Source organism: Pantoea sp. 18069, from assembly GCF_902706035.1.
Taxonomy (GTDB): Bacteria; Pseudomonadota; Gammaproteobacteria; order Burkholderiales; family Burkholderiaceae_C; genus Comamonas.
Window position 1 is genome coordinate 57,459 of the sequence record NZ_CACSJA010000009.1, and the last position, 14,259, is coordinate 71,717.

Sequence of the window (14,259 nt, forward strand, 5' to 3'; positions counted from 1 at the left end):
ACACGCGCCGCCCGCAGTCGCTCAGAGCGCTCTTACTGCTTGCGTGCAGCAATCGCCTTTTCAGCCTTGGTCACCAGGTCGTTGCCGATCTGGCCTTTCCACTTGTCATAGACCGGGCGCGTGGTCTTGACGAAAGCCTCGCGCTCGGCGGGGGTCAGCTGGGTCACGGTCACGCCCATGCCGGAGATTTCCTTGAGCACGGGCTTGTCGGCTTCGATCAGGCCCTTGCGCGCGATCGCGATTTCCTGCTTGCCCGCGTCGAGCGCGGCCTGGCGCACGATGGCCTGGTCGGCCGGCGTCCACGAAGCCCAGATGTCCTTGTTGACCACGAACACCAGCGGGTCGGCCATGTAGCCCCAGGTGGTCACGTATTTCTGGCCCACGGTGTGCATCTTCAGCACGGTGAACATGAACAGCGGATTTTCCTGGCCGTCGACGGCGCCGCTCGCCAGCGCGGGCTGGGCGTCGGCCCAGCTCATCTGCGTGGGGTTCGCGCCCAGTGCGCTGAACATGTCGGAGAAAATCGGCGAGCCGACGACGCGGATCTTCAGGCCCTTGAGGTCGTCGGGCTTGCGGATCGCGCGCTTGGAGTTGCTGATCTCGCGGTAGCCGTTCTCGCCCCAGGCCAGCGGCACCACGCCGGCCTTCTCGAGGTTCCTGAAGATTTCCTGGCCGACTTCGCCTTGCGTCAGCGCGTCGACGGCCGCGTAGTCGGGCATCAGGAACGGCAGCGAGAACAGGTTCAGCGACCTGACCTGGGGCGACCAGTTGATGGTCGAGCCCACGGCCATGTCGATCACGCCCTGGCGCAGCGCGCTGAATTCGCGCGTCTGGTCGCCCTGGATCAGCGAAACGCCGGGATAGAGCTTGATGTTGATGCGCCCCTGGGTGCGCTCCTTGACGAGCTTGGACCAGATTTCACCGGCCTGGCCCCAGGGCGATGGCGGGCCCAGCACCAGCGACATGCGGTACTCGCTCTTGTAGTTCTGTGCCAGCGCCGCCGGAGCGGTGAAGGCCAGGGCCGCGGCCGCGGCAACCGCGGTGGTCAGAAAGCTGCGCAGTTTCATGTTGTGTCTCCTAGGGTGGTTTGATTCTGTTGCTTATTCAGGATATGGCCTCTGCAACTGGCGTGCTCCAGCAAGGGGGCAGTGAGGAAGGGCCCCCCCGCACCGAGGCTGCCGTGCCTAGCCGGCCGCCCCCCTCCACCGCAGGATGAGAGGGGGAAGCGGCGTGAGCCGCTCAGGGGTGTTTCCATTTCAGTAACCAAGCTTGTGCGGCAGCCACAGCGCAAGCTGCGGGAAGGCGATCACCAGCAGCATCACGACAAACATCGCGAGCAGCATGGGGCCGACCCAGCGCACGGTCGACTCCATGCGCACGCCGGCGATGCGGCACGAGACCATCAGGTTCACGGCCAGCGGCGGCGTGAACTGGCCCAGCGCGACCTTGAGCGTCAGGATCACGCCGAACCAGACCGGGTCCCACTGGTAGTGCATCATGATGGGCAGCAGCAGCGGCACGAAGATCAGGAACACCGAGATGCCGTCGAGGAACATGCCCACGGTGATCAGGAGCAGGATCAGCAGCGCGAGCACGCCGTATTCGCCCAGGCCCGAGTTGACGATGGCATCGGCGACCGGATCGATCACGCCCAGCGTCGACAGCGAGAACGCGAAAATGCCGGCCAGCGAGACCACGAGCAGGATCACGGCCGAGAGTTCGCCGGCTTCGCGCAGGATGGGGAACAGGTCGCGCACCGAGATGGTGCGGTACACCACCATGCCCACGAACAATCCGTAGAACACTGCGACCACGGCGGCTTCGGTGGGGGTGAACCAGCCCGCGCGCATGCCGCCCAGGATCAGCACCGGCGCGGCCAGTCCCCAGGCGGCTTCGCGCAGGCTTTTCCAGAAGGCCGGGCGCGGCAGCGTGGCTTCGAGCATGCCCATCTTGTGGCGGCGCGACAGCCACACGGCCGGAACGATCAGCGCGATGCCGGCCAGCACGCCGGGAATCATGCCGGCCGCGAACAGCGCCGGCACCGAAGCGCCGGGCACCAGCACCGAATAGATGATGAACGCGACCGACGGCGGAATCAGGATGTCGGTGGCGGCGGCGGCGCCGACCACGCTGGCCGAGAACGAGCCGGGATAACCGGCGCGGCTCATGGCGAGGATCATCACGCCGCCCACGGCCGCGGCATTGGCCGGGCCCGAGCCCGAAATGCCGCCCAGGAACATGGCCACGACAATCGCCACCAGCGGCAGCATGCCCGGGCCGCGGCCGACGATGGCGATGGCGAAGTTCACGAGCCGCAGCGCCACGCCCGAGCGGTCGAAGATCGCGCCGACCAGCACGAACATCGGAATCGCCAGCAGCGGGTACTTGCCCAGGCCCGCATAGAAGTTCTGCGGCACGGCCAGCAGGCCGAACCACTGGGCGTCGGCGTTGGCCAGCGCAATGCAGGCCGCGCCCGCCAGGCCCAGCGCGGCGCCGATAGGCACGCCCGCGGACATCAGCAGCACAAAGGCCACGAACAGCAGCGTGGCGATCATGCTTGCGGTCCCGTGCTGGATTCAGAAGTCTGGCCGTCGTCCTCGGTGAACGCGCCGGGCAGGCCCTGGCGCGCAAACAGCTGCAGCGCGCGCAGCACGATCACCGTCGAGCACAGCGGCAGCCAGGCCGAGTACCACCATTGCGGCACGCCAATGCCGGGCGAGGTTTCCTCGTAGCGGAAATCGTCCCAGACCACGCGCAGGCTCAGCACGGCGATCAGCGCGAACAGCAGCGCGATCAGCAGCGAACCCAGGCGCGCCAGGCGCCGGCGGCGCAGCGCCGAGCCGCTGTGGGCAAAGTATTCGATGCGGATGTGCTGGTCGCGGGCCACGGCCGCCGAGCCGGCGACCAGGGCCAGCACGATCATCAGGAAGATAGAGATTTCCTCGGTCCAGGCGAAGGAGGAGTTGGTGAGGTAGCGCACCAGCACGTTGGCAAAGGTGATCAGTGCCAGCGCGGCCATGATGATCACGGTGAGCCAGTCTTCGATGCGCAGGGAGCGGGGAGGGGCCGACGCGTTGTGGTCGGGAGGCAATTGGTCAGAGGGCATGAGCGCAGGCAGTCGGGAAAACGCGTGACAACGGGAAAAGACGTTCGCCTTGCCCGAGGGTGTCGTGTACCAGGGGGCCTGACGCGCGCCCGCCGGGTGGGGTGGGCAAACCATTATCTGGCCCACCTCCGGCGCTGACCATGCGGGTTGGCCCGAGGCATGACCCCCTGACGCGCGGATAATGGCGGGATGGAAACCAAATGGCTAGAAGATTTTGTGAGTCTGGCTGAAACCCGCAGTTTCAGCCGCTCCGCGCAATTGCGGCACGTGACCCAGCCCGCGTTTTCCCGCCGCATCCAGGCGCTGGAAGCCTGGGCCGGGACCGACCTGGTCGATCGCAGCTCCTACCCGACGCGGCTCACACCCGCGGGCAAGACCATGTACGAGCAGGCGCTCGAGATGCTGCAGTCGCTGCAAAGCACGCGCAGCATGTTGCGCGCGCACGTCAGTGCGGGCAAGGGCATGATAGGTTTTGCGGTGCCGCACACGCTGGCCTTCACGTTTTTTCCGGCCTGGGTGTCGAACCTGCATGGACTGTTCGGGCCGTTTCGCAGCCGGCTGTTCGCGCTCAACGTGCATGACGCGGTGATGCGGCTGGTCGAAGGCGGCTGCGATCTGCTGATCGCCTACCACCACCCTTCGCAGCCTTTCCAGCTCGACCCCGATCGCTACGAAATGGTCAGCCTGGGGCGTGAGATCCTCGCGCCCTATGTCAAGCCCGATGCCCAGGGCCGACCGCTGCACCAGCTGCCCGGAACCCAGTCCCAGCCCTTGCCTTACCTGGGCTATGCCTCGGGCGCCTATCTGGGCCAGGTGACCGAGCTGATCCTCAAGCAGGCCGGCGAAGCCATCCATCTGGAGCGGGTCTACGAAACCGACATGGCCGAAGGCCTCAAGGCCATGGCGCTCGAAGGCCATGGCGTGGCGTTCCTGCCTTACAGCGCGGTGCGCAACGAACTGCAGGCCGGACGGCTGGTCAGCGCCGAACCGCTGGGCGTGGAGTCGTTCCGCATGCCCATGGACGTGCGCGCCTACCGCGAAAAGCCCACGGCCAAGGATGCACCCAAAGGGGTGGCGCAGAACCTCTGGGCATTTTTGCTCGAGCATGGCAATACGCTGGAACTAGGGTAAGCCGGGTCGTGGCCTGCGCACATGGCCGTTAGCATGGCGTGTGGGCCCGTTTTTTGCTAGGTGTTTACCCTGGATGGAAAGCGTTTATGCCTTGTTTGACATAGTTCCATGTGGTTATCGCTATTGGTTTGATTTGACGGTAGCAAAATGCCTCTACAGTGAATTATTGAAACAAGTCCACGCGCGTTCCGCGTTGCTTTTTTAATCCGAAGTCATCAGAGGAGAAGGTATGAAGAAACATTTGTTGGCAGTTGCCGTCATGGGCATGCTCGCGGGCACGGTCATGGCTCAAACCAATGACACCTTGGCGAAGATCAAATCCTCGGGTGCGATCACGCTGGGCGTGCGCGAATCCTCCGGCGCACTGGCCTATACGCTGGGCGACGGCAAATATGTCGGCTTTCATACCGAAATGGCCGAGCGCGTCGTAAGCGATCTGCAAAAGCAGCTGGGCCTGGCCAAGCTGGACATCAAGTACCAGCCCGTGACTTCGCAAAACCGCATTCCGCTGGTGACCAACGGCACCGTCGATCTGGAATGCGGCTCGACGACCAATGACACCAACCGCCAGAAGGACGTCGACTTCGCCATGACCACGTACATGGAAGAAGTGCGCATTGCCGTGAAGGCCAATTCGGGCATCACCGGCATCAGGGACCTGAACGGCAAGTCGGTGGCCACGACCACGGGCACCACTTCGGTGCAGATCCTGCGCAAGAACGAGCGCGCCCAAGGCATCGACTTCAAGGAAGTCATGGGCAAGGACCACGCCGACAGCTTCCTGCTGCTCGAAACGGGCCGTGCCGACGCGTTCGTGATGGACGGCTCCATCCTCGCCGGCAACATCTCCAAGTCCAAGAACCCCAACGATTTCAAGATCGTCGGCGAAGTGCTGTCGGTCGAGCCTATCGCCTGCATGCTGCGCAAGAACGACCCGGCTTTCGTGAAGGCCGTCGACACCAGCATCCAGCGCCAGGTCGCCGATGGCAGCCTGGAAAAGCTCTATGACAAGTGGTTCATGCAGCCCATCCCGCCGGCAAACCAGAAGGTCGGCCTGCCCCTGTCCGACGCTACCAAGAACGCCTGGAAGAACCCCAACAACCAGCCCAAGGAAGCTTTCAACAAGTAAACTCTGATTGGTGTTTGGGATGAAAACCCCCTTCTGGCTGGTCTCGGAGGGGGTTTTTTGTGTGGTGCAAAAGACGCGTTGCGCGTCTTTTCCGCCAGAGGCTTGAGGCAATAAAGGAAATCCTATGGCTTGGGATTGGCAGGTGTTCTGCGAGGACACGCTGGACCGCGTTGCGGTGCAGGGGTGCTTCGGCAAGGGCGGCGACATCACCTACATGGACTGGATGCTGTCCGCCTGGGGGTGGACGGTGTCGGTGTCGCTGCTGGCGCTGTTGATCGCGTTGGTGGTCGGTGGCGTGATAGGCGTGATTCGCACGCTGCCCAACAGCCCGTGGCTGGTGCGCTTTGGCAACGCCTGGGTGGAACTGTTTCGCAATATTCCACTGCTGGTGCAGATTTTTCTCTGGTACCACGTGGTGCCCGCCTTCGTGCCGGCGATGAAGTCCGTGCCGGGCTTTGTGCTGGTGGTGCTGGCCCTGGGTATCTTTACCTCGTCGCGTATCGCCGAGCAGGTGCGCTCGGGACTGCAGTCGCTGCCCCGTGGCCAGCGCTATGCGGGCATGGCCGTCGGTTTCACGACCTGGCAGACCTACCGCTACGTGCTGCTGCCGATGGCGCTGCGCATCATCATTCCGCCGCTGACCAGTGAGACGATGAACATCTTCAAGAACTCGTCGGTGGCCTTTGCCGTGTCGGTGACGGAGTTGACCATGTTTGCCATGCAGGCCCAGGAAGAGACTGGCCGCGGAGTCGAAGTCTATCTGGCCGTGACCGGCCTGTATGTCGTCTCGGCGTTTGCGATCAACCGGATCATGGCCTGGATTGAAAAGCGCGCCCAGGTGCCCGGCATGGTTGCCGCTTCGAATGCAGGAGGGCATTGATCATGGACCTGCAAATCGACTTCGGTTTCTACAACTGGGACCTGGTGAGCAACTTCGTGCTCAAGGGTCTGTATTTCAGCCTGATGCTGACGGCCATCGCCACTGTGGGCGGCGTGCTGTTCGGCACGGTGCTGGCGCTGATGCGACTGTCGGGCAAGAAGTGGCTGGTGGTGCCGGCGACGATCTACGTCAACGGCATGCGCTCCATTCCGCTGGTGATGGTGATCCTCTGGTTCTTCCTGCTGATGCCGGCCATCATTGGCCGCCCGATCGGCGCGGAGCTGTCGGCCATCATCACCTTCATTGCCTTCGAGGCCGCCTATTTCAGCGAGATCATGCGCGCCGGCATCCAGTCGATCGCGCGTGGCCAGGTGAATGCGGGCCAGGCGCTGGGCATGACCTATGGCCAGAACATGCGTCTGGTGGTGCTGCCGCAGGCGTTTCGCAACATGCTGCCGGTGCTGCTGACGCAGACCATCATCCTGTTCCAGGATACGTCGCTGGTCTATGCGATTGGCGCCTACGACATGCTCAAGGGCTTTGAAGTCGCGGGCAAGAACTATGGCCGGCCGATCGAAGCCTACCTGGCTGCGGCCGTCGCCTATTTTGTGCTGTGCTATGCGCTGTCCTGGCTGGTCAAGCAGTTGCACAAGAAAATCGCGATTATTAGATAACCCCCCCTGAGGCGCTGCGCGGCATGGGCCGCCCCGCCTTCCCCCAAGGGGGACGGCACCATCGCTGCGGGGCGGCCCTTGCTCGGTGCCCCTGGGCTGGAGAGCGCCAGTAGCTAGGCCGGGATGGATAACTGAATACGGATACGGAGAGCACCCAATGATTGAAATGAAGAACGTCTCCAAGTGGTATGGCAGCTTTCAGGTGCTGACCGACTGCTCGACCAATATCAACAAGGGCGAGGTGGTGGTGGTCTGCGGGCCTTCGGGTTCGGGCAAGTCGACGCTGATCAAGACCATCAACGCGCTCGAGCCTTTCCAGAAGGGCGAGATCTTTGTCGATGGCACGGCCGTGCACGACGCCAAGACCAACCTGCCCAAGCTGCGCAGCCGCGTCGGCATGGTGTTCCAGCACTTCGAGCTGTTTCCCCACCTGTCGGTCACGGAAAACCTGACCATCGCCCAGATCAAGGTCCTGGGCCGCAGCGCCGACGAAGCGCGCCAGCGCGGCCTGAAGATGCTTGACCGCGTGGGCCTGACGGCGCACAAGGACAAGTTCCCGGGCCAGCTCTCGGGCGGCCAGCAGCAGCGCGTGGCGATTGCGCGCGCGCTGTCGATGGACCCCATCGTGATGCTGTTCGACGAACCGACGTCGGCGCTGGACCCCGAAATGGTCGGCGAAGTGCTCGACGTGATGGTCGGCCTGGCGAACGAAGGCATGACCATGATGTGCGTGACGCACGAAATGGGCTTTGCGCGCAAGGTCGCCAGCCGCGTGATCTTCATGGACGTGGGCGGCAAGATTCTCGAGGACTGCTCGAGCGAGGATTTCTTCACGCATCCGGAAGCCCGCCAGCCGCGGACCAAGGAATTCCTGAACAAGATCCTGCAACACTAGCCCCCCTGAGGCGCTTCGCGCCTTCCCCCCAAGGGGGGACGACACCGTCGCTGCGGGGCGGCCCTTGCTCGGTGTCGCTGGCCTGGGCCGCGCCGGTTTCGAGCGCTGCGAACTGCGATGAATAACCCGCAGCCCGCGGTTGGATGTTGTGGACCGGGGGGTGGGCGTGGACAATAGCGGCCCATGACCGCCCCACTCGACACCCTCACCATCACCCGTCCCGACGACTGGCACCTGCATGTGCGCGACGGCGAAGCGCTGCGCACCGTCGTGCCGCACACCGCCGCCCAGTTCGGCCGGGCGATCATCATGCCCAACCTCAAGCCGCCGGTCACGACGGCCGAGCAGGCCCTGGCCTACCGTGAGCGCATTCTCGCGGCCGTGCCCGAAGGCCAGTCCTTCGAGCCGCTGATGACGCTGTACCTGACCGACAACATCCCGGCCGAGGAGATCGTGCGCGCCAAGGCCGCGGGCGTGGTCGCGCTCAAGCTCTACCCGGCCGGTGCGACGACCAACAGCGATGCCGGCGTGACCGACATGCGCAAGACCTATGCGACGCTCGAGGCCATGCAGCGCGCAGGCCTGCTGCTGCTGGTGCACGGTGAAGTCACGGGCAGCGAGGTCGACCTGTTCGACCGCGAAGCGGCGTTCATCGACCAGCAGCTGATTCCGCTGCGCCGCGATTTCCCCGAACTGAAGATCGTCTTCGAGCACATCACGACGCGCGAAGCCGCGCAGTACGTGACCGAGGCCGACCGTTTCGTGGGCGCGACCATCACGCCCCAGCACCTGCTGTTCAACCGCAACGCGATCTTCACCGGCGGCATCCGCCCCCACTACTACTGCCTGCCCGTGCTCAAGCGCGAGACCCACCGCCTGGCGCTGGTCGAGGCGGCAACCAGCGGCAACGCCAGGTTCTTCCTGGGCACCGACAGCGCGCCGCATGCGGCCCACCTCAAGGAACATGCGACCGGCTGCGCGGGCTGCTACAGCGCGCACGCGGCGATCGAGATGTATGCCGAGGCCTTCGACAACGCAGGGGCGCTCGACAAGCTCGAAGCCTTCGCCAGCTTCAACGGCCCCGACTTCTACGACTTGCCGCGCAACACCGGCACCATCACGCTGCGCCGCGAATCCTGGACCCCGCCCGAAAGCTTTGCGTTCGGCGAAGCCCAGCTCAAGCCGCTGCGTTCGGGCGAGGCGCTGCCGTGGAAGATGGTTTAAGTACTTAAACCAACTGACGGACTCCCGTTTCGTCACAAAGCTACCAAGGTGTTCCCCCTTCTGGCTGCGCCTGGCGCGCGCAGGGGCCGGGCTGGTCGGTGTGCCGAAGGACACACCCGCTTCGTCAACTGACTCACCGCAGTTGTTCGAGCGCAGCGGCGTAGCCGCGTAGCGAGATGGTATGGACACCTCCCTCTTCTGCGCCGGCACTCGCAGCGCAGGGTCGCAGACAGCAGGGGCGCCTTCTTTTGCTTCGTTTTCTTGTGCGTACAAGAAAATGAAGTCGGCTGCCGGGCCGAGACCCGGCCTCGGAAAACAAAGTCGCAGCAGCCGCATCCACTGGAGAGAAATTGCCAAATAGGGCACGCCGCGAGTGATGGTGTAGGCTGCATCCTGTGTATGCCCACCAAGGAGTGCCCATGCTCGCCGAGTCCCCCCTACGCATTGCGCTGCTGATCGATGCCGACAACGCGCCGGCCGAAAAGCTCGATGAAATCCTGACCGAGCTGTCGACGCTGGGCGTGATCAACATCCGCCGCGCCTATGGCAACTGGACCAAGGCCGGCCTGCAGGGCTGGCAGGCGCGGCTGCTCGAGTTTGCGCTGCGGCCCATGCAGCAGTTCGACTATTCCAGGCGCAAGAACGCGACCGACATGGCGATGACCGTCGATGCGATGGAGCTGCTCTACACCGAGCGGCCCGACGCGTTCGGCATCGTGTCGTCGGATGCCGATTTCACGCCGCTGGTCATGCACCTGCGCGCCAAGGGCGCGGCGGTCTATGGCTTTGGCGCGCAGCAGACGCCGCTGCCGTTCGTCAACGCCTGTTCGCGCTTTCTCTATCTCGAAGCCCTGGGCCAGGGCCCGGTCGAAAACGGGCCGGCCGAAGAGCCCGCCGAGGCCGCGGCGGCGGCGGTGCCCGAGGCTCCTCCCCTGATCGTGCCTGCGGAGCGCGAGGGCGCGCCGGTCGCGCGTGCGGCCAGCCTGCGCGTGCCCACGCAGCAGTTGCGCCAGGACAGCCAGTTGCTGGGCCTGCTGCGCGACGCCGTCAACGCCACGCAGGACGAGCAGGGCTGGGCGCGTGTCGGCGCCGTGGGAACGCAGATCGGCAACAAGGCCTCGTTCGATGCGCGCAACTACGGCTATGCCTCGCTGACCAAGCTGCTGGCCGCGACCCAGGCATTCGAGATGCGCGACGAAGGCACGTCGCGCGTCGCGGTGCGCGACAAGCGACAGGTGCGAGCGCTGTGAATCCTGCGGCCGCCGATACCGACTGGTCCCTGGTTGACTGGTCCGCGCCCTGGCTGCAAAGCCTGCGCACCGTCGCCGAGCCCATCTGGCTGCGCATCGCAGACGGCGCGACCGTGCCCGACGCGGTGAATGCCGGCCTGGCCGCGCTGCAGGCCCAAGGCCGGCTCGCGCAGCTCGCGGGCTGGCGCTTCGTGCCGCAGGCGCAGCTGCCGCCGGGAATGGCCTATGAAGCCTTCATTCACCGCGAGCACGCCGTGCCCACGCGCTGCAATCTGCACGATTTCTTCAACGCCATGGTCTGGCTGCATTACCCGCAGCTCAAGCGCCAGCTCAATGTGGTGCAGGCCCAGCAGATCGCCCAGGCCGGGGTCGGCGCCGTGCGCGGGCCGGTGCGCGACGCCGCCACGCTGCTCGACGAGAACGGCGCGCTGCTGCTCGCGCCGGCGGCGCTGCAGGCCGCCTTGCGCGCGCGCGACTGGCTGCAACTGGGCGTGCATGGGCGCGAACTGTGGCAACACGCCCGGCTGCTGCCGCTGGGGCATGCGCTGCTTGAAAAGCTGGTGCAGCCGCGCAAGTCGATCACCGCCCATGTGCTGTGCCTCGCGCCCGGGATCGCCACGCCCGATGTCGATGCGGTGCTGGCGCGCCAGTGCAGCGCGCAATGGCTGGCGCAAAAGCCGTTTAGTCCTTTGCCGGTGCTGGGCGTGCCCGGCTGGTGGCAGGGCAATGAGCAGGTTTGCTTTTATGATGATCCTTTTGTGTTTCGCAGCGCCCGGCCTCACAAGCCCATACAACAGAAAGACGGCGCGCTGCGTGACTTGAACCCTGCGTCCCATGCCCCCAGATGGGGTGGTGTGGCGAATGCGCCGCTTTCCCTCCTTGTGGAGAATTAATCCCGATGAAACGAATTGCCCTTTTTCTATTGACCAATATTGCCGTCGTGGCGGTGTTGGGCATCGTCGCCAGCCTGCTGGGCGTCAACCGCTTTCTCACGTCCAATGGACTGAACCTCACCGCACTGCTGGGCTTTGCCTTCATCATGGGCTTCGGCGGCGCGATCATTTCGCTGCTGATCAGCAAGCCCATGGCCAAGTGGGCATCGCGCGTGCACGTGATCAACGAGCCGCGCAACGCCGATGAAGCCTGGATCGTCAACACCGTGCGCGGCTTTGCCGACAAGGCCGGCATAGGCATGCCCGAGGTGGGCATCTACGAAGGCGAGCCCAACGCGTTCGCGACCGGCGCGTTCAAGAATTCGGCGCTGGTGGCGGTGTCCACGGGCCTGCTGTCGGGCATGACGCGCGAGGAAGTCGAGGCCGTGATCGGCCACGAAGTCGCGCACATCGCCAACGGCGACATGGTCACCATGACGCTGATCCAGGGCGTGATGAACACTTTCGTGGTGTTCCTGTCGCGCGTGGTCGGCTATGCGGTCGACAGCTTTCTGCGCAAGAACGACACCGAAAGCTCGGGGCCGGGCATTGGCTACTACGTGACCACCATCGTGATGGACATCCTGCTGGGCTTTGTCGCGGCAATGATCGTCGCCTGGTTCAGCCGCCAGCGCGAATTCCGCGCCGACGCCGGCGCCGCCCAGCTCATGGGCCGCAAGCAGCCCATGATCAACGCCCTGGCCCGCCTGGGCGGCATGCACCCGGGCGAACTGCCCAAGAGCGTGGCCGCGATGGGCATCACCGGCAATATCGGCAAGCTGTTCTCCACCCATCCGCCGATGGAAGAGCGCATTGCCGCGCTGCAAAAGTCCTGATGCAGGGGGCGGCTAGCCCCGGCTGAATGAGCACAAGCCCGCGTTGAACGACGCGGGCTTTTTTCTGCGCGCGAGCGTTGATGCCTAGACCGTGGCGCTGGTGAATGCATCCGCATGGAAGGCCATGGCCGGCAGACCCTGCAGCAGCAGGCGCGCGCGGGCCGCAGTCACCATCTCCGGCGAGCCGCAGGCAAACACTTCGCAGCCTTGCAGTTGCGGCCAGTCCTGCACGGCCATTTCCTGCACATGGCCGCGCCGTCCCTCCCATGCGAGTGGGGCGCGCGACAGCACCGGTATGTAGCGGAACCACGCATGCTCCTGTTGCCACTGCAGGCATTGCGCATGCAGATAGAGGTCGTCCAGGCTGCGTCCGCCCCAATACAACACCATGCTGCGCGGCTGCGCCTGGACCATGGCCGATTCCAGCAAGGCCTTGACCGGTGCCATGCCCGTGCCTGTGGCCAGCAACAGCAGCGGGGCGGGTGTGGCGCCGCCGTCCGTTGCTACCGCGGCCATGCCAAAGGGGCCTTCGATGCGCAGTACATCGCGGGGCTTGAGCTTTTCGAGGATCTGGCCAGTGAACACGCCGCCGGGGCGCAGGCGCACATGCAGCTCCAGCGTGCCGTCATCGCGCGGCGCGGCGGCCAGCGAATAGCTGCGCTTGAGGCCCCGGCCCAGGTGGATGTCGAGATACTGGCCTGCGCCAAAGCCCAGGTGCTGGCCTGGCGGCAGACCCAGTTGCAGGCGCATCACATCGGCGGCCAGGCGGTCCATGGCAAGCACGCGCACGTTGGCGCGCGCCACGGGCCACTGGCCGTCGAGCTCGCGGCACTGCAGGGACAGGTCGCTGAGCGGCCGGGTGCAGCAAAGCAGGGCCTGGGTGCCGGGCAAGGCCGCGTCGGTGTCGGGCTGCTCGCAATCGGTCTGGCCGTTCAGCACCTGGGCCTGACAGGACAGGCAGGAGCCGGTCTTGCACTGGTGGGGTAGCACAATGCCGGCCGCCAACGCCGCGTCCAGCACGGTCTGCCCGGGGGCACAGGCAAAGCTGCGCCCCGAAGGCTGGAGCTGGATGCGAAAGGCGGGCGGAGGTGTCGGGATGGAGGACATGGTGTCGCGGGTCAGGGCTGTGCGTTGATGCCGCCAGTCTAGAAAGCGGCCGCTGCGGGGGATAGCCGCGCAGCGCAAGGCGGGCGCCGCGGCTTGTCCGTTTCTCGCAGGGGCGCGCTTGCCGGTGCCGGATAGCCGGTTTGCAGGCGGCTGTTTAAGATGGCCTATCCCTTTTTTCGTGTCCCAAGCCCATGTCCGCACCCTATAGCTTCGCCGCCGCCCAGGCCTATTACGATCGCCAGTACAACGCGCGCGCCAGCGTGCAGGACGTCCCCGCACTGATTGCCCGCTACGCCGGGGAAAGCCAGGCCGCGCACGCGCTGCCCGGTGCCGTGCGTGACCAGGCCTATGGCCCGGGTGCGTCCGACCTGCTGGACATCTACCCCGCGGCGCAGCCCGGCGCACCGGTGCTGTTCTTCATCCATGGCGGCTACTGGCGCGCGCTGAGCAAGAATGAATCGGCGTTCATGGCTCCGGCGCTGAATGCGGCGGGTGCGACTGTGGTCGTGCCCGACTACGACCTCGCACCCGCGGCCTCGCTGGACCATATCGTCGATCAGATGCGCCGCGCGCTGGCCTGGACCTTCGCGCATATCGCGCGCTGGGGAGGCGACCCCGAGCGCATCTGCGTGAGCGGCAGCTCGGCCGGCGGCCATCTGACGGGCATGCTGGTCGCGGGTGGCTGGCAAGCGGCCTATGGACTGCGCGACACGGCCGTGGCCGCGGCGGCTTTTCCTTTGAGCGGTCTGTTCGATCTTCAGCCTTTGCTGCACACCGAGATCAATGGCTGGATGGGCCTGGACGATGCCGCGGCCCAGCGCAACAGTCCGCGCTTTCAGCTGCCCAGCCACCTGAGCCATGCGCATTGCGCGTTGCGCGTGGCCTGCGGCGAGTTCGAGAGCCTGGAATTCAAGCGCCAGTCGACCGAATACCTTGCGGCCTGGAAAGCGCGCTGTCTGCCCGGGCAGTGGGTGCAAGCGCCGGGAACCAACCATTTCGACCTGCCGCTGGAGCTAGGCCAGGCGGGCTCGGCCGTGCACCGCACGGCGTTGGAGCTGCTGGGGCTGGACGCGGGCTAGGCCCCAGTAAGCCCGG

General features: G+C 65.3%; 14 protein-coding genes. 10 read left to right on the forward strand and 4 right to left on the reverse strand.

Annotated features, from left to right (window positions below; all coding sequences use genetic code 11):
* Positions 1-32: 32 nt before the first annotated feature.
* The 3 genes from GVL12_RS09425 to GVL12_RS09435 form a co-directional block, all read right to left on the reverse strand.
* Complete coding sequence (locus GVL12_RS09425) at positions 33-1,067, reverse strand: DctP family TRAP transporter solute-binding subunit (RefSeq protein WP_159913184.1); 1,035 nt, start codon at positions 1,065-1,067, stop codon at positions 33-35.
* A 189-nt stretch (positions 1,068-1,256) separates the two neighbouring features.
* Positions 1,257-2,555, reverse strand: coding sequence for a TRAP transporter large permease (locus GVL12_RS09430; protein ID WP_159913186.1), 1,299 nt, complete (start codon positions 2,553-2,555; stop codon positions 1,257-1,259).
* Positions 2,552-3,106 (reverse strand): TRAP transporter small permease, encoded by a 555-nt coding sequence (locus GVL12_RS09435; RefSeq protein ID WP_159913188.1) that lies wholly within the window; start codon positions 3,104-3,106, stop codon positions 2,552-2,554. Before GVL12_RS09435 ends, GVL12_RS09430 begins: the two co-directional genes overlap by 4 nt.
* 189 nt (positions 3,107-3,295) lie before the next feature.
* Between GVL12_RS09435 and GVL12_RS09440 the strand changes: the two genes are divergently transcribed.
* From GVL12_RS09440 to htpX, 9 genes are all read left to right on the forward strand, one after another.
* Positions 3,296-4,237 (forward strand): LysR substrate-binding domain-containing protein, encoded by a 942-nt coding sequence (locus GVL12_RS09440; protein WP_159913190.1) that lies wholly within the window; start codon positions 3,296-3,298, stop codon positions 4,235-4,237.
* Between the two features lie 229 nt (positions 4,238-4,466).
* Positions 4,467-5,366 (forward strand): amino acid ABC transporter substrate-binding protein, encoded by a 900-nt coding sequence (locus GVL12_RS09445; protein WP_159913192.1) that lies wholly within the window; start codon positions 4,467-4,469, stop codon positions 5,364-5,366.
* A gap of 124 nt (positions 5,367-5,490) precedes the next feature.
* Positions 5,491-6,246 carry an amino acid ABC transporter permease gene (locus GVL12_RS09450; protein ID WP_159913194.1) on the forward strand — a complete coding sequence of 252 codons (756 nt, stop codon included), beginning with the start codon at positions 5,491-5,493 and terminating at the stop codon, positions 6,244-6,246.
* A 2-nt stretch (positions 6,247-6,248) separates the two neighbouring features.
* Positions 6,249-6,920, forward strand: a complete 672-nt coding sequence (locus GVL12_RS09455) for an amino acid ABC transporter permease (protein ID WP_159913196.1) — start codon at positions 6,249-6,251, stop codon at positions 6,918-6,920.
* A 157-nt stretch (positions 6,921-7,077) separates the two neighbouring features.
* Positions 7,078-7,815: an amino acid ABC transporter ATP-binding protein gene (locus tag GVL12_RS09460; RefSeq protein WP_159913198.1), complete on the forward strand. Its 738-nt coding sequence runs from the start codon at positions 7,078-7,080 to the stop codon at positions 7,813-7,815.
* 183 nt (positions 7,816-7,998) lie between these two features.
* Positions 7,999-9,039, forward strand: a complete 1,041-nt coding sequence (pyrC, locus tag GVL12_RS09465; protein ID WP_159913200.1) for a dihydroorotase — start codon at positions 7,999-8,001, stop codon at positions 9,037-9,039.
* 419 nt (positions 9,040-9,458) lie between these two features.
* Positions 9,459-10,289 (forward strand): NYN domain-containing protein, encoded by an 831-nt coding sequence (locus tag GVL12_RS09470; protein WP_159913202.1) that lies wholly within the window; start codon positions 9,459-9,461, stop codon positions 10,287-10,289.
* Positions 10,286-11,182 carry a DUF3025 domain-containing protein gene (locus GVL12_RS09475; RefSeq protein WP_159913204.1) on the forward strand — a complete coding sequence of 299 codons (897 nt, stop codon included), beginning with the start codon at positions 10,286-10,288 and terminating at the stop codon, positions 11,180-11,182. The genes GVL12_RS09470 and GVL12_RS09475 overlap by 4 nt, the downstream gene beginning before the upstream one ends.
* 5 nt (positions 11,183-11,187) lie before the next feature.
* On the forward strand, positions 11,188-12,057 hold the full coding sequence (gene htpX / locus GVL12_RS09480) for a protease HtpX (protein WP_159913206.1): 870 nt from the start codon (positions 11,188-11,190) through the stop codon (positions 12,055-12,057).
* Positions 12,058-12,141: 84 nt separating this feature from the next.
* On the opposite strand, the gene GVL12_RS09485 is transcribed toward htpX, so the two are convergent.
* Complete coding sequence (locus GVL12_RS09485) at positions 12,142-13,164, reverse strand: FAD-binding oxidoreductase (RefSeq protein ID WP_159913208.1); 1,023 nt, start codon at positions 13,162-13,164, stop codon at positions 12,142-12,144.
* Between the two features lie 191 nt (positions 13,165-13,355).
* Here GVL12_RS09485 and GVL12_RS09490 point away from each other — a divergent pair, with 191 nt between their 5' ends.
* Positions 13,356-14,243 (forward strand): alpha/beta hydrolase, encoded by an 888-nt coding sequence (locus GVL12_RS09490; protein ID WP_159913210.1) that lies wholly within the window; start codon positions 13,356-13,358, stop codon positions 14,241-14,243.
* The last annotated feature ends 16 nt before the right edge of the window (positions 14,244-14,259 follow it).